This is a genomic window from Streptomyces sp. CB02400, from assembly GCF_001905725.1.
Taxonomy (GTDB): domain Bacteria; phylum Actinomycetota; class Actinomycetes; order Streptomycetales; family Streptomycetaceae; genus Streptomyces; species Streptomyces atrovirens.
The window spans coordinates 37,655-57,835 of sequence record NZ_LIWB01000009.1 but is presented as its reverse complement, the minus strand read 5'-3'; the positions used below and the strand labels follow the sequence as shown (position 1 = coordinate 57,835).

At 72.4% G+C, this 20,181-nt stretch carries 23 protein-coding genes; 9 read left to right on the top strand and 14 right to left on the bottom strand.

Features of this window, described 5'->3' with window-relative positions; translation table 11 throughout:
• Positions 1-7: 7 nt before the first annotated feature.
• Entirely contained in the window at positions 8-1,177 is a 1,170-nt protein-coding gene (locus tag AMK33_RS21940) for a thiolase family protein (RefSeq protein WP_073934616.1), read from the bottom strand.
• Positions 1,178-1,292: 115 nt separating this feature from the next.
• Here AMK33_RS21940 and AMK33_RS21935 point away from each other — a divergent pair, with 115 nt between their 5' ends.
• From AMK33_RS21935 to AMK33_RS21925, 3 genes are all read left to right on the top strand, one after another.
• Complete coding sequence (locus tag AMK33_RS21935; RefSeq protein WP_073934615.1) at positions 1,293-1,763, top strand: winged helix-turn-helix transcriptional regulator; 471 nt, start codon at positions 1,293-1,295, stop codon at positions 1,761-1,763.
• A 167-nt stretch (positions 1,764-1,930) separates the two neighbouring features.
• Positions 1,931-2,806, top strand: coding sequence for an undecaprenyl-diphosphate phosphatase (locus AMK33_RS21930; RefSeq protein WP_073934614.1), 876 nt, complete (start codon positions 1,931-1,933; stop codon positions 2,804-2,806).
• A 137-nt stretch (positions 2,807-2,943) separates the two neighbouring features.
• Positions 2,944-3,123 carry a hypothetical protein gene (locus AMK33_RS21925; protein ID WP_073934613.1) on the top strand — a complete coding sequence of 60 codons (180 nt, stop codon included), beginning with the start codon at positions 2,944-2,946 and terminating at the stop codon, positions 3,121-3,123.
• Between the two features lie 24 nt (positions 3,124-3,147).
• On the opposite strand, the gene AMK33_RS21920 is transcribed toward AMK33_RS21925, so the two are convergent.
• A complete protein-coding gene (locus AMK33_RS21920; RefSeq protein ID WP_073934612.1) occupies positions 3,148-3,888 on the bottom strand; it encodes an SDR family NAD(P)-dependent oxidoreductase in 741 nt (246 codons plus the stop codon).
• 45 nt (positions 3,889-3,933) lie between these two features.
• Positions 3,934-4,545 carry a DUF4291 domain-containing protein gene (locus AMK33_RS21915; RefSeq protein ID WP_073934611.1) on the bottom strand — a complete coding sequence of 204 codons (612 nt, stop codon included), beginning with the start codon at positions 4,543-4,545 and terminating at the stop codon, positions 3,934-3,936.
• A gap of 94 nt (positions 4,546-4,639) precedes the next feature.
• On the opposite strand from AMK33_RS21915, the gene AMK33_RS21910 reads away from it, so the two are divergent.
• Positions 4,640-5,113, top strand: coding sequence for a nuclear transport factor 2 family protein (locus AMK33_RS21910; RefSeq protein WP_073934610.1), 474 nt, complete (start codon positions 4,640-4,642; stop codon positions 5,111-5,113).
• Positions 5,114-5,191: 78 nt separating this feature from the next.
• Positions 5,192-6,757, top strand: coding sequence for an apolipoprotein N-acyltransferase (gene lnt, locus AMK33_RS21905; protein ID WP_073934609.1), 1,566 nt, complete (start codon positions 5,192-5,194; stop codon positions 6,755-6,757).
• Here the strand turns inward: lnt and AMK33_RS21900 are convergent.
• Both AMK33_RS21900 and AMK33_RS21895 read right to left on the bottom strand, forming a co-directional pair.
• Positions 6,681-7,586: a Gfo/Idh/MocA family protein gene (locus AMK33_RS21900; protein ID WP_073934608.1), complete on the bottom strand. Its 906-nt coding sequence runs from the start codon at positions 7,584-7,586 to the stop codon at positions 6,681-6,683. The two genes, lnt and AMK33_RS21900, sit on opposite strands and share 77 nt — an antisense overlap.
• A gap of 13 nt (positions 7,587-7,599) precedes the next feature.
• Positions 7,600-8,784, bottom strand: a complete 1,185-nt coding sequence (locus tag AMK33_RS21895; protein WP_073934607.1) for an FAD-dependent monooxygenase — start codon at positions 8,782-8,784, stop codon at positions 7,600-7,602.
• A 92-nt stretch (positions 8,785-8,876) separates the two neighbouring features.
• On the opposite strand from AMK33_RS21895, the gene AMK33_RS21890 reads away from it, so the two are divergent.
• From AMK33_RS21890 to AMK33_RS21880, 3 genes are all read left to right on the top strand, one after another.
• On the top strand, positions 8,877-9,479 hold the full coding sequence (locus AMK33_RS21890) for a TetR/AcrR family transcriptional regulator (protein ID WP_201263062.1): 603 nt from the start codon (positions 8,877-8,879) through the stop codon (positions 9,477-9,479).
• Between the two features lie 30 nt (positions 9,480-9,509).
• On the top strand, positions 9,510-10,022 hold the full coding sequence (locus tag AMK33_RS21885) for a DinB family protein (RefSeq protein WP_073934605.1): 513 nt from the start codon (positions 9,510-9,512) through the stop codon (positions 10,020-10,022).
• Between the two features lie 272 nt (positions 10,023-10,294).
• Positions 10,295-10,627, top strand: a complete 333-nt coding sequence (locus tag AMK33_RS21880; RefSeq protein WP_327379532.1) for a hypothetical protein — start codon at positions 10,295-10,297, stop codon at positions 10,625-10,627.
• Positions 10,628-10,649: 22 nt separating this feature from the next.
• Here the strand turns inward: AMK33_RS21880 and AMK33_RS21875 are convergent, their stop codons facing one another.
• From AMK33_RS21875 to fabG, 5 genes are all read right to left on the bottom strand, one after another.
• Positions 10,650-11,165 carry a hypothetical protein gene (locus AMK33_RS21875; protein ID WP_073934603.1) on the bottom strand — a complete coding sequence of 172 codons (516 nt, stop codon included), beginning with the start codon at positions 11,163-11,165 and terminating at the stop codon, positions 10,650-10,652.
• 139 nt (positions 11,166-11,304) lie between these two features.
• Positions 11,305-11,988 carry a uracil-DNA glycosylase gene (gene ung / locus AMK33_RS21870; protein ID WP_073934602.1) on the bottom strand — a complete coding sequence of 228 codons (684 nt, stop codon included), beginning with the start codon at positions 11,986-11,988 and terminating at the stop codon, positions 11,305-11,307.
• A 90-nt stretch (positions 11,989-12,078) separates the two neighbouring features.
• Positions 12,079-13,665, bottom strand: a complete 1,587-nt coding sequence (locus tag AMK33_RS21865; protein ID WP_073934601.1) for an ABC transporter substrate-binding protein — start codon at positions 13,663-13,665, stop codon at positions 12,079-12,081.
• A gap of 278 nt (positions 13,666-13,943) precedes the next feature.
• Complete coding sequence (locus AMK33_RS21860) at positions 13,944-14,702, bottom strand: SDR family oxidoreductase (RefSeq protein ID WP_073934600.1); 759 nt, start codon at positions 14,700-14,702, stop codon at positions 13,944-13,946.
• Between the two features lie 13 nt (positions 14,703-14,715).
• On the bottom strand, positions 14,716-15,477 hold the full coding sequence (gene fabG / locus AMK33_RS21855; RefSeq protein ID WP_030865253.1) for a 3-oxoacyl-ACP reductase FabG: 762 nt from the start codon (positions 15,475-15,477) through the stop codon (positions 14,716-14,718).
• 292 nt (positions 15,478-15,769) lie between these two features.
• Between fabG and AMK33_RS21850 the strand changes: the two genes are divergently transcribed.
• Positions 15,770-16,327, top strand: a complete 558-nt coding sequence (locus tag AMK33_RS21850; RefSeq protein ID WP_073934599.1) for an excalibur calcium-binding protein — start codon at positions 15,770-15,772, stop codon at positions 16,325-16,327.
• Between the two features lie 145 nt (positions 16,328-16,472).
• Here the strand turns inward: AMK33_RS21850 and AMK33_RS21845 are convergent, their stop codons facing one another.
• The 4 genes from AMK33_RS21845 to AMK33_RS21825 form a co-directional block, all read right to left on the bottom strand.
• On the bottom strand, positions 16,473-16,856 hold the full coding sequence (locus AMK33_RS21845) for a DUF3037 domain-containing protein (protein WP_073934598.1): 384 nt from the start codon (positions 16,854-16,856) through the stop codon (positions 16,473-16,475).
• Entirely contained in the window at positions 16,853-17,617 is a 765-nt protein-coding gene (locus AMK33_RS21840) for a HipA family kinase (RefSeq protein WP_073934597.1), read from the bottom strand. The genes AMK33_RS21845 and AMK33_RS21840 overlap by 4 nt, the downstream gene beginning before the upstream one ends.
• 392 nt (positions 17,618-18,009) lie before the next feature.
• Entirely contained in the window at positions 18,010-19,449 is a 1,440-nt protein-coding gene (locus tag AMK33_RS21830) for a sensor histidine kinase (protein WP_073934595.1), read from the bottom strand.
• Positions 19,446-20,102, bottom strand: coding sequence for a response regulator transcription factor (locus tag AMK33_RS21825; RefSeq protein ID WP_073934594.1), 657 nt, complete (start codon positions 20,100-20,102; stop codon positions 19,446-19,448). The genes AMK33_RS21830 and AMK33_RS21825 overlap by 4 nt, the downstream gene beginning before the upstream one ends.
• Between the last annotated feature and the right edge of the window lie 79 nt (positions 20,103-20,181).

The window sequence follows — 20,181 nt, the reverse complement described above, 5'->3', positions numbered from 1 at the left end:
CGGTGGGTCAGACGCGCTCCAGCACCATCGCGTTGGCGAGTCCGCCCGCCTCGCACATGGTCTGCAGGGCGTAGCGGGCGCCGCGTTCGCGCATCGCGTGGACCAGGGTCGTCGTCAGCCGGGTGCCGCTGGCGCCGAGCGGATGGCCGAGGGCGACGGCGCCGCCGTGCACGTTGACCCTGGCCAGGTCGGCGCCGGTCTCCTGCTGCCAGGCCAGGACCACGCTGGAGAACGCCTCGTTGACCTCGAACAGGTCGATGTCGTCGAGCGACAGGGAGGCGCGGCGCAGCACCTTCTCGGTGGCCGGGACGACACCGGTGAGCATCAGCAGCGGGTCGGATCCGGTGACGGCGAAGCTGTGCAGCCGGGCGAGCGGACGCAGGCCGAGGCGGGCGGCGGTCTCGCTCGACGTGATGAGCACGGCGGAGGCGCCGTCGTTGACGGGGCTGGCGTTGCCCGCGGTGACGTTCCACTCGATCTGCGGGAAGCGCTCGGCGAAGACCGGGTCGTGGTAGGCGGGACGCAGGCCGGCCAGGATCCCGGTGGTGCTGTCCGGCCGTACGCACTCGTCGCGGGTGACGCCGTCGAGCGGTGCGACCTCGGCGTCGAACAGTCCGGCGTTCCATGCCTCGGCGGCCTTGCGGTGCGAGGAGACGGCGAAGGTGTCCATCTGCTCGCGGGTGATCGACCACTTGGCGGCGATGAGTTCGGCGCTGATGCCCTGCGGGACGAGCCCTTCCGGGTAGCGCTCGGCGACTCCGGGGCCGAAGGGGTCCTTGCCGGCGGGCACGTTGGACCACATCGGCACCCGGCTCATGGACTCCACGCCGCAGGCGACGACGAGGTCGTACGCGCCGGACATGACCCCTTGCGCCGCGAAGTGCACGGCCTGCTGGGAGGAGCCGCACTGGCGGTCCACGGTGGTGGCCGGGACGGACTCCGGCAGGCCGGCGGAGAGGACGGCGTAGCGGGTGGTGTTCATGGCCTGCTCGCCGACCTGGTCGACGGTGCCGCCGATGACGTCGTCGATCAGCGCGGGGTCCACGCCGGAACGCTCGACGAGGGTGCGCAGGGTGTGGGCGAGGAGTTCGACGGGGTGGACGTGGGCGAGGGCGCCCTGCGGCTTGCCCTTGCCGATGGGGGTGCGTACGGCTTCGACGACGACTGCGTCACGCATGGTGCGGGCCTCCTTGGCCGGGACCGGTTCAGGACGACGTACCAGTGAGTAGGAAATCCGAACTCACCATAGCCCTATGAGTTGGAAAATCAAACCCTCCTCTAGACTCGGCCGCATGGCCGCCTCCAAAGACCCGCGTCCCTGTTCGATCGCCGACACGCTCGCACTGGTCGGCGAGAAGTACTCCCTGCTCGTCCTGCGCGAGGTGTGCCTGGGCAACGGCCGCTTCGACCAGTTGGTGCGCAACACCGGCGCTCCGCGCGACATCCTGGCCACCCGGCTGCGGCGACTGGTCGACGCCGGGATCCTGGCCAAGCACCCCTACAGCGAGCGCCCGCAGCGCTTCGAGTACCGGCCCACCCAGGCGGGCCTGGAACTGGAGCCCGTCCTGCTGACCCTCAAGGAGTGGGGCGACCGCCATCTGCACCAGGACGGCGATCTGCCCATGGTGCTCGAACACATCTGCGGCAACGAATTCGTCCCGGTCGTCACCTGCCGGGCCTGCGGCGACGAGGTGCGCCACGAGGACCTGACCTCGCATCCGCAGGCACCGGGGTGGACCGTGGGCGGCCCCACGGCGGCCTGAGCCGCCACTTTCCGCCAAGGACGCGGGGCCGTGAAGCCCCTGTACCGAATCTGTTCATCTTGGGGCGCTACGCTTCCCCCTCGGCGCGCCTGATCATCGATCACCGCCCACGGCGGTGCGGTGCGCCGTCGCCCGTCCCACGATCGGCACTTGGACTCCGCTACCTCATGTCTTGGTTCGAATCACTCATCCTCGGACTCGTCCAGGGGCTGACCGAGTTCCTCCCCGTCTCCTCCAGCGCGCACCTGCGGCTGACCGCGGCCTTCTCCGGCTGGGAGGACCCGGGCGCGGCCTTCACCGCGATCACCCAGATCGGCACGGAGACCGCGGTCCTGATCTACTTCCGCAGGGACATCGGGCGGATCCTGTCGGCCTGGACCCGCTCGCTGACGAACAAGGAGATGCGCCGCGACCAGGACGCGCGCATGGGCTGGCTCGTCATCGTCGGCTCGATCCCGATCGGTGTGCTCGGGGTGACCCTCAAGGAGCAGATCGAAGGGCCGTTCCGTGATCTGCGGCTCACCGCGGCGATGCTGATCGGCATGGGCATCGTGCTCGGCGTCGCCGACCGCCTCGCGGCACGGAGCGAGAGCGGCGGCCGGCACCGTGTGGCCAAGCAGCGCAAGGAGCTCGGGGACCTGAGCGTCAAGGACGGCTTGATCTACGGCATCTGCCAGGCCATGGCCCTCATCCCGGGTGTCTCCCGCTCCGGCGCCACCATCAGCGGCGGCCTGTTCATGGGCTACCGGCGCGAGGCCGCGGCCCGCTACTCCTTCCTGCTCGCCATCCCCGCGGTGCTCGCCTCCGGCCTGTTCGAGCTGAAGGACGCCTCGGAGGGCGGGCACGTCTCCTGGGGCCCGACGCTCTTCGCGACGGTGATCGCCTTCGCCGTCGGGTACGCGGTGATCGCCTGGTTCATGAAGTTCATCTCGACCAAGAGCTTCATGCCCTTCGTCTGGTACCGCATCGCGCTCGGCATCGTCATCATCGTGCTGGTCGCCACGGGCAGCCTCAGCCCGCACGCGGCGGAGTCGGCGGGCTGAGTCCCGGCGGGGAACACGCCTCTCGGCGGGAACACGCCTCCCTGGCGGGAACGTGACTCGGGCACGTGACCGAAGACATACGGTGTGCGTAGCCGTCCGGTAGCGCACTGTCAGTCCCTGGCCCTAGGCTTGTCCGCATGTCCCCCGATTTAGTGACCCCTGGTTCCGTGCGGTCCGCCGCCGAGGTCAACGAGCAGATCCGCGCGCTGTGGCTGCGCGCGGGCGGGTCCCTGTCCGCCCAGGAGCGCGAGCAGTACGAACTGCTGGTGGTCGAGTGGGCGGCGGCGATCCGCGGCCGGGTCGTCAAGGCGGCCTGACCCTCCCCGCCCCCGCCCTGCGGCTCAGCGCCCGCCCGCCACTCTCAGCACCGTCCCCGTGGTGTACGAGGCCTCCGGCGACATCAGCCACGCCACGGCCGCCGCGATCTCCTCGGCCTGTCCCGCCCGCCGCAGAGGGATGCTCCCGGCCATCTCCCGGACACGGTCCGGAGCCCCCATCGCGGCATGCATCTCCGTGTCGATCAAGCCCGGAGCGACCGCGTTGACGCGGACGCCGTCCGGCCCCAGCTCCTTGGCCAGACCGAGGGTGAGGGTGTCGACGGCGGCCTTGGTCGCCGCGTAGTGGACGTACTCGCCGGGGCTGCCCAGGGTGGCGGCCCCCGAGGAGATGTTCACGATCACGCCCTCGCCCCGGGGCGTCATGAGCTGCGCCGCCCGCCGCGAGCACAGCAGTGTGCCGATGAGGTTGACGTCGACGACCCTCCGCAGGACGTCCGTCCCGACCTCGGTGAACCGCCCCAGCGGCCCCGTCACCGCCGCGTTGTTCACCAGCCCCGTCAGCGGCCCGAGCTCCCGCTCCGCCGCCTCGAAGAGGCGGTCGACATCCGCCTCGACGGACGTGTCCGCGCGCACGGTCACGGCCCGCGCCCCGGCCGCCCGCACCCCCTTCGCCACGTCCTCGGCGGCCTCGGCGTCCCGGACGTAGTTCACCGCCACGTCGTGCCCCTCCGCCGCGAGCCGCAGACAGGTCGCGGCACCGATCCCCCGGCTGCCACCGGTGACCACCGTGACGAGACGCTTCATGAGTACCTCCAGGCGAAGAGCGCGAAGAGCGCGGAACGAAGATCCTCAGGCTCGCAGATGCGCGAGCACGTCGTCGTCGAGGGGGTAGGGGCGCTCCTCGGGCAGCAGCCCGGCCGCACGGTCGAGCTCCCCCTCCCGCACCAGGGCATGGATCTCGGCGGCGAGCGGTGTCACGTCCTCGATGCCCACGATCCACTCGTCCGCGTACCGCGCCGCCGCCTCCCCCGCGAGCCCCAGTTGCAGCGACCGGTGCGCCAGCGGGTCGAGACGCAGATCCCGCTCCGGGTCCCACTGCACCCGCGCGGGCGCCTTCCGCAGCTCCTGCTTCCAGGTGCCGCCGTCACCGTGCAGGGCGGGCACGTAGTGCGACAGACACGCGTTCCGCAGCGCCCACACGAACCCCTCCCGGCTGATCTCCACGGCCAGCACGGTCTCCTGGTCCTTCTTCGTGCCCCACCCGCAGCGGTACATCATCCACAGGAACGACGGCTTGATCCACGTCATGCGCTCCCGGCTCCAGGACGACGGGAAGCGGCCGTGGCGTGCCGCCGCGTGGCCGATCTTCGGGCGGTAGGCCTGGTAGACGGTGACGGTGGACTCGGTGTGGCGGGCGCGCACCTCGAACTTCGGGCGCTGCTCGGTCGGCTGATCGTTCACGGCGTACAGCCTCGGCCGCGCGATGGGGCGAAGGCCAGTGAATATCCGCGCACGCCCCCTTGGCTGCGCACGTCCCATGGCCAACACTGAGCCGATGACGCAGCGTGTGGAGCTCGCGACCGTGAGGGACCGGCTGGCCGTGGACGGGCTCGTCACCGAGTACGCGGTGGCCGTGGACGACGGTGACTGGGAGGCGTACCGGGGGCTGTTCACGCCGGACGGGCGGGCGGACTACCGCTCGGCCGGCGGCATCGAGGGCAGCGCCCGTGCGGTGGCCGGATGGCTGGCGGACAGCCTCGGGGGCTTCCCCGTGCGGCAGCACCTGATCGTCAACCGGCGGGTGCGGTTCGGGGTCCGGGAGCAGGACACCGGCGACACGGCCCAGGTGCAGGCCGACTACGTCAATCCGATGGGCCGCACCGGGCAGGACGGCGCGTCGCCCGCGCCGGACTTCATGTGCGGCGGCCGGTGCGTCTTCGCGATGCTGCGCACGGACGACGGCTGGCGGCTGAGCGAGGTGGTCGTACGGGAGAAGTGGCGCCGCCCGACCGGCGGGCGGCTCCTGTGATCGACTGTCCCCGGCGTGCGCTGTCCCGGATCACCGGGGGGACGCACACTGGAGGCACCACGGGGTAGGGAGGCGCCTATGAAGACGCTCGGCCACTGGCTCGCCTCCCCCTGGCGGCGCTCGACCGTCGCCGCGGTCGTGGGCGCCCTGCCCGTCCTGGCCTTTCCCGCCCCGTCCCTGTGGTGGTTCGCCTACGTCGCCCTGGTCCCGTGGGTGCTGCTGGCCCGCACCGCTCCTACGGGGAGACGGGCGGCCTTCGACGGCTGGTGGGGCGGGTTCGGCTTCATGCTGGCCATGCACCACTGGCTGCTGCCGAATCTGCACGTGTTCACGTTCGTCATCGCCGCCCTGCTGGGCGCGCTGTGGGCGCCGTGGGGGTGGCTGGTGCGGCGGCTGCTCGGCGGGGTGCCGTCGCGCGGGCGGGTCACGGTCGCGCTCGTCGTGGTGCCGTCGGGGTGGCTGACGATCGAACTCGTCCGCTCCTGGCAGGGGCTCGGTGGGCCCTGGGGCGTCCTCGGTGCGAGCCAGTGGCAGGTGGAGGCCGCGCTGCGGCTGGCGTCGGTCGGGGGGACATGGCTGCTCAGTTTCCTGGTGGTGGCCCTGAACGTCGCCGTGGCCGTGCTGATCGCGGTCCGGCAGGCCCGGGTGCCCGCCCTGGCCGGGCTCGTCGCCACGGCCGCCGCCGCTTCCGCCGCCTGGGTGTTCTCGCCCCGGCCCGGCACCGACGACCGGGTGCGGATCGCGCTCGTGCAGCCGGGTGTCGTCGCCGGACCCGACAGCGCGGACCGCCGCTTCGACCGCGAGGAACAGCTCACGCGCGCGCTCGCCGGGCAGGACGTCGGCCTGATCGTCTGGGGCGAGAGCAGCGTCGGCTTCGACCTCGGGGACCGGCCCGACCTCGCGCGGCGGCTCGCCGCGCTGTCCCGCGAGACGGGCGCCGAACTCCTGGTCAACGTGGACGCCCGGCGGTCGGACAAGCCCGGTATCTACAAGAGCTCGGTACTGATCGGCCCGGACGGTCCGACCGGCGACCGGTACGACAAGATGCGGCTGGTCCCGTTCGGCGAGTACATCCCGGCCCGTTCCCTGCTGGGCTGGGCGACCTCCGTCGGCGAGGCGGCCGGCGAGGACCGCCGGCAGGGCTCGGAGCAGGTGGTGATGGACGCGGGGGACGGGCTGCGGGTCGGCCCGATGGTGTGCTTCGAGTCCGCGTTCCCCGACATGAGCCGGCATCTCGCCGAGGACGGCGCGGACGTCCTGCTCGCCCAGTCCTCCACGTCGACGTTCCAGCAGAGCTGGGCGCCCGCGCAGCACGCCTCGCTCGGCGCGCTGCGCGCCGCCGAGACCGGCCGCCCGATCGTGCACGCGACCCTGACGGGCGTCTCCGCGGTGTACGGGCCGGACGGGGAGCCCGTCGGCCCGCGGCTCGGCACGGACACCGCCGCCGCGCAGGTGTACGAGGTTCCGCTGGCGCACGGCACCACGCCCTACGTCCGCTTCGGCGACTGGCCGCTGTACGGGGCCCCCGTGGTCCTCGTGGTCTGGGGCGTCACCGAGGTGCTGCGGGTCAGGCGGGGCGCTCGTGGATCGCTCGCAGCACCCGCTCGCACAGCTCATGGGTCGCCAGCGCGTCCCGGGCGCTGAGCACCTCGCCCGCGCGGGCCGCGTCCAGGAAGGCGAGCACCGCCTGCTCGATGCCGCGCTGCCGCGACACCGGCACCCAGTCGCCGCGCCGGCGCACGGTGGGCTGTCCCTTGTGGTCGATCACCTCGGCGAGGTTGACCACCTGGCGCTTGGTGTCCTGTCCGGAGACCTCGAGGATCTCCTCGGCCGAGCCGCTGAGCCGGTTCATCACGCCGAGCGCGGTGAAGCCGTCCCCGGAGAGCTGGAGCACCACGTGGTGCAGCAGGCCGTCCTCGGTGCGGGCGCGCACGGTCACGTCGTCGACCGTGCCGGGCACCAGGAAGCGCAGGGTGTCGACGACGTGGATGAAGTCGTCGAGGATCATCGTGCGGGGTTCCTCGGGCAGTCCGACACGGTTCTTCTGCATCAGGATCAGCTCGCGCGGGTGGTCGGCGCACTGGGCGTAGCCGGGGGCGAAACGCCGGTTGAAGCCGACGGCGAGGCTCGTGCCCCGTTCCTCGGCGAGCGCCACCAGTCGTTCGGAATCGGCGAGTTCGTAGGCGAGCGGCTTGTCGACGTACGTCGGTACGCCCGCCTCCAGGAGCCGGGTCACGATCTCGGGGTGGACCTCGGTGGGCGCGTGCACGAAGGCCGCGTCGAGGTCCTGGGCGATCAGGGAGCCGAGGTCCGCGTGGCGCCGAGCGGGCGGGAGGTGGAGGCCGTCGGCGACCCGGTCGAGGGTCGCGGGGGTGCGGGTCTGCAGGTGCAGCTCCACTCCGGGCTGGTGGGCGAGCACCGGAAGATAGGCCTTCTGCGCGATGTCACCGAGTCCGATGCAGCCGACCTTCACGGGGTGTTCTCCTCTAGCCATTGCTTTGCGTGGTGTGCTGCGAAGCATACGGCTGCTGCGGCGGCCGCCAGCCGGCGATCGAGTCGAAGCCGCGCAGGAACAGGGCCGGTCCGGCCTTCGACAGCGCGGCGACCGCGTTGTCGCGTACGGCGATGCCGACGCGGTTGGTCATCAGGTTGAAGCGGGCCACCTTCACGGCCCGGCGGGCGATCCCGGTGGTGCGGGGCAGCCGGGCCGCGGTGTAGGCGGGCAGGTCACCGGCGTGGTGGGCGAGGGTGATCGCGTCCTCGATGGCCTGGTTGCCGCCCTGGCCGAGGGTCGGCGGCATGGCGTGCGCGGCGTCGCCGACCAGGGCCACCCGGCCGTGATGGTAGGCGGGCAGCGGCTCGGTGATGTGGTGGACGTCGTGGCGGAGTACGTCCTCGGGGCGGGCGGCGGCCAGTACGTCGGGGACCGGGGTGTGCCAGTCGCCGTAGAGCCGCAGCAGTTCGGCCCGCTCGTCGTCGGGGGCGTGCTCCCCGGCGGGGGCCACGGCGGCGGCGTAGGCGTAGACCCGGCCGTCCTTGAGCGGATGCGTGCCCCAGATGCGGCCCCGGCCCCAGGTCTCGTGGGAGGCGAACTCCACGCCGGGCAGCGGGATCACCACCCGCCAGGTGGTGAACCCGGCGTACACGGGCCCGGGGTGGCCGGGGAACAGCACGCGGCGTACGGCGGAGTGGATGCCGTCGGCCGCCACCACGAGGTCGGCCTCCAGTTCGCCGTCGGGGGTGCCTACGCGGGCCGGCCGGCCGGAGTCTCCGGGGTCGAGGAGGCGGGCGTCGGTGGCCGTGCGGACGGCGTCCGACGGGAGCAGTGCGACCAGGTGGCCGACGAGGGTGGCGCGGTGCAGCAGGACGAGGGGGCCGCCGAAGCGCTCGGTCGCCGCGGCGGCGCTGGTCCGGGACAGCCACCGTCCGCCGGGCGCGCGCAGCCCTCCGTCGCCCTGCCAGGCGGAGAGGGCGCGGATGTCGTCGCCGAGGCCGATGACGTCAAGGCCGCGCAGCGCGTTGGGTGCCAGGGAGATGGCCGCGCCGACGGGTTCCAGTGAGCCGGCCCGCTCCAGCACCGTCACCCGCACACCGCGCCGGTGCAGGGCGGCCGCCGCGGTCAGGCCGCCGATCCCTCCGCCGATGACGATCGCCCGCTCGATCCGCGCCATGACTCCTCCTCGCACCACACCTGAACTACACCTGTAGTGAACGCAGGACTCCAACGTACTACACCCGTAGTGAGGTGGGTAGTTTGACCTCCATGTCCGTACGCACCGCAGGCGCCGCCCGTGCCGATCTCGTCGCCGACACCGCCCTCGCCCTGCTCGCCGAACGCGGGATGCGCGGGCTCACCCACCGGGCGGTCGACGAGGCGGCCGGACTCCCCCAGGGGTCCACCTCGAACCTGGCCCGCACCCGCCAGGCACTCCTCGAGCTGGCGGTACGGCGGCTCGCCGAGCGGGAGGCACGGGTCCTCGCACTGCACGAGATGCCCGACCCACGGGCCGGCGCCGGCTCACTGGTGGACGCCCTGGCACTGGCCACGCACCGCGCGCTCACGCGGAATCGGACGCTGACCCTGGCCCGCTACGAGCTGGCCCTGGAGGCCACCCGCCGACCCGAACTGCGGGCGTACTTCGACGCGGCCGGCGCCCGCTTCCGCGACCTGCTCACCGCCCTCGTCACCGGGCTGGGCTCGACGGACCCCGACCGTCATTCCCTGTCGCTGATCGCCTGGGCGGACGGGCTGATGTTCTCCTGCGTGGCCGGTTCCTTCAGCGCGCGCGTGCCGAGCCTCGCGGAGGTGCGCGCGGACCTCGGGGAACTGCTGGCGGGGATGCTCGGCACCGAAAAGCCCTGGTGAAGGGGGCTCGCGCCGGGCAAGGATGGCGGCATGACGATCGAACGCAGTGAACCCGCCGTCGACGCCGACGAACGCACCATGCTGGAGGGGTGGCTCGACTACCACCGCAGCACCCTCGCCCGGAAGTGCGAAGGACTGACCGACGAGCAGCTGCGCACCGCGTCGGTGCCACCCTCGGAGCTGTCCCTGATGGGCCTGGTACGGCACATGTCGGAGGTGGAGCGGAGCTGGTTCCGCAGGGTGCTCGCGGACGAGGACGCCGGCCCCCTGTACTACAGCGACGCCGACCGGGACGGCGAGTTCCATCTGACCGAGGCGGACACCTGGCAGGAGGCGTACGCGACCTGGCAGTCCGAGATAGGCGCCGCCCGGCGCAACGCGGCCGGCTTCGCCCTGGACGACCCGTCCCGGGGCCGTCACAGGTTCAGCGACGATCCGTACAGCCTGCGCTGGATCTACACCCACATGATCGAGGAGTACGCGCGTCACAACGGCCACGCCGATCTGCTCCGCGAGCGCGTCGACGGCGCCACCGGCGACTGACGTCACCCGCGAAGCATCCGAAAGCCCCCGTACGGGGCGGGAGATCACCCGTGCGGGGCATGCTGTGCCTGTCCGGCCTCCCCAGGGCGGCCGGAGCCAGCAGAGTGGCGCGGGTGCATCGAACGACGACCACAGCAACGCTTCTGGTGACCGTGGCGGTCTCGGCCCTCTCGGGCTGTATGACGGTCCACCGTCCCCTCGCACCCGGACCGGCGACGGCACCGTCCCGGGGGTCGGATCCACGTCCGGTCGGGGGCGACGAGACGGAGGTCGTGCAGGCACCGGCGCGCGAGGCCCTGGAGATGATCGGCCCGTCCCGGCCCTCGAAGACGCCCGCGCCCCCGTCGCACCGGGCCGCTCCCGGGGCCACGCCGGAGCGGGACGCACCGCCCGACGACCGGAACGGGAAGGCCCGGCCGGCCCGTCCCGGAACCGGCGGGAACGGCCGGCCGCGACCGCCCGCGACGGAACTCCCCGACGTGGCGGAGTCGATGCGCCGCGGCTCCTCCGGCGGAACGGGCGTGTGCGCGCTGGGCAGGCAGTACGGCGGCTGGCGCCCGGGCAGCCCGGAGGCGGCCATCTGCGAGAAGACGTACGGAGGCTGAACCCGCCGGAGCGGTGCCGGTCCTAGGAACGTCGTCCCGGCGGCCACCGGCCCTCGGGTGCCTGGTCCTCGTCCAGCCGGATCTCCAGCCGTCGGATGGCGGCCCGTACGCCCTCGCCGTAGCGGTCGTCGGCCAGGGTGCGGGCGGCGCCCCGGGCCCGGTGGAGATGGGCGCGGGCTGCGTCGGGGCGGCCGAGGCGGGCGTAGTCGGCGGCCAGGTTGAGCTGCAGGGACGGGTAGAGCGCGCGCACGGCGGGGGATTCCCCGTACGCGCCGACGCGGTCGTCCGCGACCTCCTCGGCCGCCGTCAGCGCCCGCAGGTCCCAGGCCAGTTCGTCCTCGGGGTCGTCCTGTGTGTCGGCGAGGTAGTGGGCCAGGGTGCAGCGGTGCAGCGGGTCCCCGTGCTCGCCGATCTCCGCCCACAGGCCGAGCAACCGGTGCCGGGCCTCCTCGCGGTCCCCCGCGTGGTGCAGCATCACGACCTGACCGATCCTCGTCAGTACGGCGTCAGGCGCCGCCTGCTCCTGTCGCTCCGCCACCGCGTCCTCCGCACCGCTCGCCGACTGTCGTCCCCGACGCTAGCCGCAGGCCGGGGCAATACCGGACAAGCCGCTCCGTAGCGCCTCGAGCGGGCCGGGTGCGGGACCGATGGAGCGCTCCGCACCCGGCGGGGCGGCGTCAGCCCAGGTTCGGGACGGTCCAGTCGATCGGCTCGTGGCCCTGCGCGGCCACCGCCTCGTTGATCTGCGTGAACGGCCGGGACCCGAAGAACTTCTTCGCGGACAGCGGCGAGGGGTGCGCCCCCTTGACCACCACATGCCGGCTCTCGTCGATCAGCGGCAGCTTCTTCTGCGCGTAGTTGCCCCACAGCACGAAGACCGCCGGGTCGGGGCGGTCCGCCACCGCGCGGATCACCGCGTCGGTGAACAGCTCCCAACCCTTGCCCTTGTGCGAGTTGGCCTCACCGGCGCGGACCGTGAGCACCGCGTTGAGCAGCAGCACGCCCTGCTCGGCCCACGGCATCAGGTAGCCGTTGTCCGGGATCGGCGTGCCCAGCTCGGCGTGCATCTCCTTGTAGATGTTGCGCAGGGACGGGGGGATCTTCACGCCCGGGCGGACGGAGAAGCACAGGCCGTGTCCCTGGCCCTCGCCGTGGTACGGGTCCTGGCCGAGGACCAGGACCTTCACCTTGTCGTACGGTGTGGCCTCCAGCGCCGCGAAGACCTCCTCGCGGGGCGGGTAGACCGGACCGTTCGCCCGCTCCTCCTCGACGAACTCGGTCAGCTCCTTGAAGTAGGGCTGCTGCAGCTCGTCGCCCAGAACCCCGCGCCAGGACTCGGGCAGCATGGCGATGTCGGTCACGTCAATGTCCTTACGTGTGCGGTCGCTTCCAGACCACAGAACTTACAGGCGACCACTGACAACCGGCCCGGCGAACGGCCGTACCCGGCCCTACCAGCTCGTCTTCCGGGAGAGCTGCCACATCATCATGATCGTGGACGGGTCCAGGGCCCGCTCCGCGCCCGAGATGTCGCGGCTCGCCGCCACGTACGGCCGGCCCTGCCACAGCGGCAGCAGCCGCACGTCGTCGACGAGGATCTGCTGGGCCTCCTCGAACTGCTTCACCACGTTCCCGCGGTCGCTCTCCCGGCGGGAGCTGGGCAGCAGCTCGTTTATGATCTTGGTCGCCTCGTAGGGTGTGCCGAGCGCGTTCTGCTTGCCGACGAACGGGGCGATGAAGTTGTCCGCGTCCGGGAAGTCGGGGGCCCAGCCGCGCCCGAACACCGGGTACTCACCGTTCTGGTAGCCCTCGACGTACGTCTTCCAGGGGCGGCTCTTGAGCGTGATGTCGAACAGCTTCGACGCCTCCAGCTGCCGCTCGAGCTCCTTGAACTCCAGGGCGGTCTCGGAGCCGTAGCGGTCCGTGGTGTACCAGAGGGTGAGCGGGACCGGTTCGGTGATGCCGGCCTCGGTGAGGATCCCCCGGGCCTTGGACACGCTGGGCTCGCCGTAGTCGTCGAAGAAGCCGGTGGTGTGCCCGGTCAGGCCCTTGGGGACCATGGAGTACAGCGGGTCGACGGTGTCCTTGTAGACCTTGTGCGCGATCGCCGCGCGGTCGACGACCTGGGCGACGGCCTGGCGAACCGCCTTCTTGCCGGCCCACGGGTCCTCCGGGTTGAACACCAGGTAGTTGATGTCCGTCCCGGTGCCGTCGATCAGCTGGAGCTCCTCCTCCTTGGAGGTCTTGCCCTGGAGGTCGATGATGTCGTCCGCCGCCAGACCGCGGTAGGTCAGGTCGATCCGGTCGTCCCGCAGTGCCTTGACCATGGTGCCGGAGTCCTGGAAGTAGCGGATGGTCACCGCGTTGTTCTGGCGTTCGGCGAAGCCCTCGTAGCGGTCGTTGCGGGCGAGTTCGGCCTCCTCGCCCTCCTTGTACGACTGGAGGGTGTAGGGACCCGAGCCGACGACGCCGTCGTCCTCGCGCAGGGCGTCGGCCGGGTAGGCGTCGGGGTCGACGATGGACATCGCCGGGGTGGCGAGCACGAACGGGAAGGTGGCGTCCGGCTTGTTGAGATGGAAGACGACCTCGCGCTCGCTGGGCGCCTGCACCCGTTCGAGGCTGCCCAGCAGACCGGCCGGACCGCCGTTGACGTTGATCTCCCGGATCCGGTCGATGGAGTGCTTGACGGCCTTGGCGTCGAGGGCGCTGCCGTCGGAGAAGGCCAGCCCCTCGCGCAGCTCGCAGCGGAACACCTGGTTGGAGCCGTCGGAGAACTCGCAGCTCTTGGCGGCGTCCGGCTGCGGGGTGGTCGCGCCGGCCGGGTAGCTCAGCAGGGTCTGGTAGATGTTGCGGAACAGCTCCCAGGAGCTGTCCCAGGAGGCGGCAGGATCCAGCGTGCTGGGCGAGCTGGTGGTTCCCACGACGATGGGTCCCTCGTCGTCCGAGGTGTCGGACGACAGGACGCCGCATCCGGTCACCAAGGACGATATGGACGCGATGGCCGCCACCCGCCGCAGGCATCGGTTCCGGTTGAACACGCGCACGCTCCTCGATCTGCCGTCCCAAGAGTCGGCAGACCATACCGCAGTGTTCGCCCCGTTGACCCCTCTCTGTACGGCCCTTGAGATCAACTCTCCGATGACTACGTTGTCACGCACCGTCGCGGCCCTGATACGCCGACACGGGCGCCGTTTTCGTCAACGGACGCCCGTGCCGGATCGTCGGACAGGAGCCCCACGCGGGCACTCGCGTCACCCGCGCGGGGCGTGGAGTCGTCCCGCGCGGCACACGTGTCGCACCGCGCGGGACGTCCGGTTCAGGCGACGCCGGCGTTGAGGAAGATGCCGCCGTCGACGACCAGGGTCTGGCCGGTGACCCAGTCCGACTGGTCCGAGGTGAGGAACGCGGCGGCACCGCCGATGTCGGAGGGCACACCGAGCCGGCCCAGCGGGTAACCGGCGGCGGCCTCCGCCTCCCGGCCCTCGTACAGCGCCTGCGCGAACTTGGTCTTCACCACGGCCGGGGCGATGGCGTTGGCCCGCACCCCGGGCGCGAACTCGTGCGCCAGCTGCTGGGTCAGGTTGATCAGCGCGGCCTTGCTGACGCCGTAGGCGGCGATGAACGGCGAGGGCGCGATGCCCGCGACGGAGGCGATGTTGACGATCGCGCCGCCGTTGTCCTTCTGCCAGGCGTGCCAGGTCTTCTGCGCGAAGCCGAGCGCCGAGATCACGTTGGTCTCGAACACCTTGCGCGCCACGTTCAGGTCGAGGTCGGCGATCGGCCCGAACACCGGGTTGGTACCGGCGTTGTTGACCAGGTAGTCGACCCGGCCGAAGGCCTCCATCACGCGCTCGACGGCGAGGGCCTGATGGGCCTCGTCGTGCGCCTTGCCGGCGACGTAGACGGCACGGTCGGCGCCGAGCTTCTCGACGGCCTCCTTGAGGGCGTCCTCGCCCCGGCCCGTGATGCAGACCCGGTCGCCGCGTGCGACCAGCGCCTCGGCGACGCCGTAGCCGATGCCGCGGCTGGCACCGGTGATCAGGGCGACCTTGCCCGAGAGTTCCACAGCAGTCATGTTCCCGGTCTTCCTAGTCGAGCGGTCCGCCGGCGACGTACAGCACCTGGCCGGAGACGAAGCCGGCCGCCTCGCCGGTGAAGAAGGCGATCGCGTTGGCGATGTCCTCGGGCTCGCCGACACGGGCGACCGGGATCTGGGTGGCGGCGGCGGCCTTGAAGTCCTCGAAGCCCATGCCGACGCGGTCGGCGGTGGCCTTGGTCATCTCGGTGGCGATGAAGCCGGGGGCGACGGCGTTGGCGGTGACGCCGAACTTGCCGAGCTCCTTGGCGAGGGTCTTGGTGAAGCCCTGGAGGCCGGCCTTGGCGGCCGAGTAGTTGACCTGGCCGCGGTTGCCGAGCGCGGAGGAGGACGACAGGTTGACGATCCGGCCGAATCCGGCGTCCACCATGTGCTTCTGACAGGCCTTCGACATCAGGAACGCGCCGCGCAGGTGCACGTTCATGACGGTGTCCCAGTCGGAGACGCTCATCTTGAACAGCAGGTTGTCGCGCAGCACGCCCGCGTTGTTGACCAGGATCGTGGGCGCGCCGAGCTCCTCGGCGATCCGCGCGACGGCCGCCTCGACCTGCGCCTCGTCGGAGACGTCGCAGCCGACCGCGATCGCCTTGCCGCCGGCGGCGGTGATCTTCTCGACGGTGTCCTTGCAGGCGGCCTCGTCGAGGTCGATCACGGCGACCGCGCGGCCCTCGGCGGCCAGTCGTACGGCGGTGGCGGCGCCGATGCCGCGCGCGGCGCCGGTGACGACCGCGACCCGCTGCTCAGTGGTGGACATTGCTGCTTCTCCTCGCGCTTGGGATGCGGCTCCTGCGGCCGGACCGGAATCGGTGAGCGACCGCTTAGTACCTTCAGCAGACGTGACGCTAGAAGCCCTGGCACCCGGTGTCAACGGCACACGGCGCGTGTGTGATCCATTCCCCGCGCGGGGGCCCTCTTCCGCCCGCCGTGACCGCCACGCGTCCGGCATCCGCGCGGAGCACCCGAACGGCCCAGCGCTGCGCGCCCTCGCGCCGACCGGCCCCTAGCGTCGAGACGCGAGCCACCCGCGGCCGGAAAGGAGGCGCTCCATGCGCCGTCGCACCGGTGCCATGGGCACGCTGATCGCGCTCGCCGCGATCGTGCCGTTGGCCGACACCGCTCACGCCCAGGACCTGGACTGCAGCGACTTCACCTACCAGGAGGACGCGCAGGTCTTCTTCGACACGGACCGGAGCGATCCGCACCGGCTCGACGAGGACCCGGGTCCGGACGACGGAGTGGCCTGCGAGGCGCTGCCCCGGCGCGGTCTCACGTCGTCCACTTTCCGTCCGGCTCCCGCCACCTCGGCACCGAGCCGGTCGCCGTCACCGGCACCGACCCGGTCGCCGTCCCCGGTGCCGACCCGGTCGCCGTCACCGGCGCCGACAACCGCCGCGCCCACCCGGGCCGTGACTCCCACCTCCGTGCCGACGACACGGACCGCGCCCACGACTCCCGCGTCCGTCGCGCCGACGCGCGGCGTGCAGGGTGGGCTCGGCGGTTCGTCGAAGTCCGGGCCCAGCGGCTGGGACATGGGCATCGGCGCGACGTTCGTGACGGGCGCCGTGGCCGCGACGGGTTACCTGGTGAAACGTCACCGGGCCTGAGTGGGCCGTGGGCGGCTGCGGGCGGTCGGTGGCCGGTCGCGCAGTTCCCCGCGCTCCTTGAGGTAGGTCCAGCAGACCCACCTGAAAAGGGGCGCGGGGAACTGCGCGAGCAACCACGAACCGCCCGCAGCCGCCCACGGCCCGGTCAGCGCACGAGCAACTCCAGCAGCCGTTCCGCCTCCGCCGCCGGATCAGCGGTGAGCCCGGTGTGCACGGGGCCGGGCTGGACGATGGTGGACCGGGGTGCGATCAGCCAGCGGAAGCGCCGTCCGGCGTCGTCCCGCGCCGCCTGCCCTGCCGCGTCCCCGCCCGCGCAGACGCCCTCGACGGCGCGCAGCGCGGCCCGTACGCCGGGCACGTCGGCCTTCGGGTCGAGGGCCAGCAGCCGCGCCTCGTCGAGATGGGTGCGGGCCGCGACGAACGACTTGGGGCGGCAGTACACGAGCACCCCGGCGTTGACGCACTCCCCGCGTTCGATGCGCGGTACGACCCGCAGCAGCGCGTACTCGAAGACGTGCCGGTCGCTCACTGGTCCCCCTCGAGGCCGTGGATGTCGTGGTGGACGGTGGCCGCGCGGGCGATCAGCGGCCGCGCGTAGGCCGACCGGAGTTCGTCCGGGGTGTCGAAACCTGGCTCGCCGGTCAGCCAGAGGTCGGGGATCTCCGCGGTGACCTCGGCGAGCAGCTCCTCGGTGACCTGCGGCGCGAGCCGGGCCGCGGCGGACGCGATGTCCGGCGCGAACGGCTTCAGGGCGTGGTCGGAGGCGTCGTAGGGGCGGGCGGCGGAGGCTGCCGCGCCGGGCCAGTTGTGGTGCCAGATCATGGTCGCGCCGTGGTCGATGAGCCACAGTTCGCCGCGCCAACGCAACATGTTGGGATTGCGCCAGGAGCGGTCGACGTTGTTCACCAGCGCGTCGAACCAGACGATCTGTCCGGCCTCCTCCGGGCTCACCTCGAAGGCGAGCGGGTCGAAGCCGAGGGCGCCGGAGAGGAAGTCCATGCCGAGGTTGGTGCCGCCGCTGGACTTCAGCAGCCGCTGCACCTCCGGCTCGGGCTCGCCGAGCCCCAGCACGGGGTCGAGCCCGACGGTGACCAGACGGGGCACCCTCAGTCCCAGCCGGCGGGCGAGTTCCCCGCAGACGACCTCGGCGACCAGCGTCTTGCGGCCCTGTCCGGCGCCGGCGAACTTCAGCACGTACGTGCCGAGGTCGTCGGCCTCGATCAGTCCCGGCAGCGAGCCGCCCTCGCGCAGCGGCGCGATGAAACGGGTCGCGGTGACCTCGGTCAGCATTTCCCCAGGTTACGCGATCTCTTGACCTTGCAATCCACAGCCTCCTCAGGATCCCCGCGTTCCGGGGAGCTGCGGCCGGCAGACGGACCGGCCACAGGCCGACGCCGCCGGTGCCGCAGCACCGCTCCGGGCCGCGGGCAGCACCCGGCCGGGCTTGATCGGCCAGGGCGCCGGACCGGCCGCCCCGGAGAGGACCGTCCGGTACCGGCGCGAGCTTCCCGCCGGCGACGAGGCGGACGCGACGTGTGCCTTCACCTGGGGCGACGGCAAGACGTTCACGATCGAGCAGGTGGTCCGCGAGGCGGACGGCGCGGTCGCCGCCGAACCGACCGCGTCCGGCGGGCCGACGGACCTCGGGGAGCGGCGGCCGGTGGCCCGGCTGTGGGAGTACTTCAAGGAACTGGTGTCCGATCCGCACCTGTTCGGACCCCGACCGCCTCCGTCCCTGTCTCGGCGTCGGACTCCCGCTCCCTCGGCAGCGTCACCGTCACCGTCAGGCCCCCGCCTTCCCGGGGCACGGCCGTGACCTTCCCGCCGTGGGCCAGGGTGATCGCCCGCACGATGGACAGGCCCAGCCCGGCCCCCTTGCCTGTGACCAGCCGGTCGGCGCCGAGGCGGCGGAACGGCTCGAAGAGGAACGGCACCTCGTAGGGCGCGACGACCGGGCCGGTGTTGGCGACCTCCAGCTCGATCCCGTCCGCGCCGCGGTCCCGGGTGACGACCCGCACCCGGCCGCCGGGACCGGTGTTGTGCCGGACGGCGTTCTCGACGAGGTTGTGCACGAGCCGCTCCAGCAGCAGCGCGTCGCCGAGCGTCGGCGCTTCGGCGCAGTCGTCCCGGACGGCGACCCCGGCCCGCGCCGCCTCCGGCGCCGTCTGGTCCACCACATGCGCCACCACGTCGGCCAGGTCCACCGGCAGCCGCTCCGCGATCTCGTGCTCCGAACGGGCCAGCAGCAGCAGACCGGTGATCAGCCGTTCGTGCCGGGTGTTGATCTCCAGCAGGTTGTCGCCGAGCTGCTTGACGTCCTCCGACGCGGTGGGGCGGTGCATGGCCACCTCGACCAGGGCGCGGCCCAGCGTCAGCGGGGTGCGCAGCTCGTGCGAGGCGTTGGCCACGAAGCGGCGCTGCCCGTCGAAGGAGCGGTCGAGCCGCTCGACCATCAGATCGAAGGTGTCGGCGAGGTCCTTCACCTCGTCGTCCGGGCCGCGCAGCGCGATGCGCTCGTGCAGTCCGCGGTCGGCCGCCGGGGCGCCGGCGATACGGCGCGCGGTGTCGGTGACGCGGTGCAGCGGCGCGAGGACCCGGCCGGCGATCACCCACCCGAGGGCGGCCGCGGCGGAACCGACGACTCCGAGGGCGATGCCGCCCTGGGTCAACAGGGAGGCGGTGGCCTCCGCGCGCCAGTGGTCGCGCTGCTCCTCCATCCACTGCTCCAGGTCGGCACCGGGTGGCGGAGCGGGGAAATCGGGCCCGCCGAGGATGGTACGGGTTTCCTGCGCCGGGGCGACCGGGGTGGTCGTCGTGCCGGGAGCCGTCGCGGGGGCGGAGGGGGCCGGGGACGGCAGGGCGCCGCTCCGGTGTTCCGGGGAGGCCGTCGCACCGGTGTCGCCCCGCGGCGCGCTCGCGTTCTCCCGTGACACCACCTTCGTCCCCGTGACGCCCAGTCGCTGGTCGAGCAGCGCGTAGGTGACACCGAGCAGCAGGACCCCACCGACGAGGAACAGCCCGCCGTAGGTGAGGGTGAGACGGGCGCGGAGGGTCGTACGGCGGGGCAGCGGGCGCGGACTCCGGGGGCGACCCGGGCGCGGGCGGAGGTTCGGGCGGCTCACGGGATGCGGTACCCCACTCCGGTCACGGTCTCCACCAGCGGCGGATCGCCCAGCTTCCGGCGGAGTTTGAGGACCGCGAGGCGGACCGCGCCCGTGAACGGGTCGGCGTTCTCGTCCCATGCCTTCTCCAGAAGCTGCTCCGCCGACACGGCCGTCCCCTCGGCCCGCAGCAGCTCGGCCAGCACCGCGAACTCCTTCCGGGACAACGGGACGTAGCGGCTGCCCCGGAACACCTCGCCGCGCGCCGGGTCGAGGGTGAGGCCGGCCCGGCGCAGCACGGGTGGCGCGGCGGGCCGGGAGCGGCGACCCAGCGCCAGGACGCGGGCCGCGAGTTCGGGAAAGGCGAAGGGTTTGACCAGGTAGTCGTCGGCGCCCAGGGCGAGGCCGTCCACCCGGTCGGTGACGTCGGCCGCCGCGGTCAGCATCAGGACACGGGCGGCGCTCTCGCCGGCGACGACCGCGCGGCAGACGTCGTCGCCGTGTACCAGGGGCAGGTCGCGGTCCAGGACGACGACGTCGTAGTCGACGACGTCGACGCGTTCCAGGGCCGCCGCGCCGTCGTACGCGAGGTCGACGGCGTGGGCCTGGCCGCGCAGCCACTCGGCGATCGCGTCGGCCAGCAGGGGTTCGTCCTCGACCACCAGGACCCGCATCAGGGGCACCCTTCCTTCCGTCCTCCGTGGGGCCGCGCGTCCCGCCGGACGGGCGGACGGCCCAGCGGGAAAGGGTGCC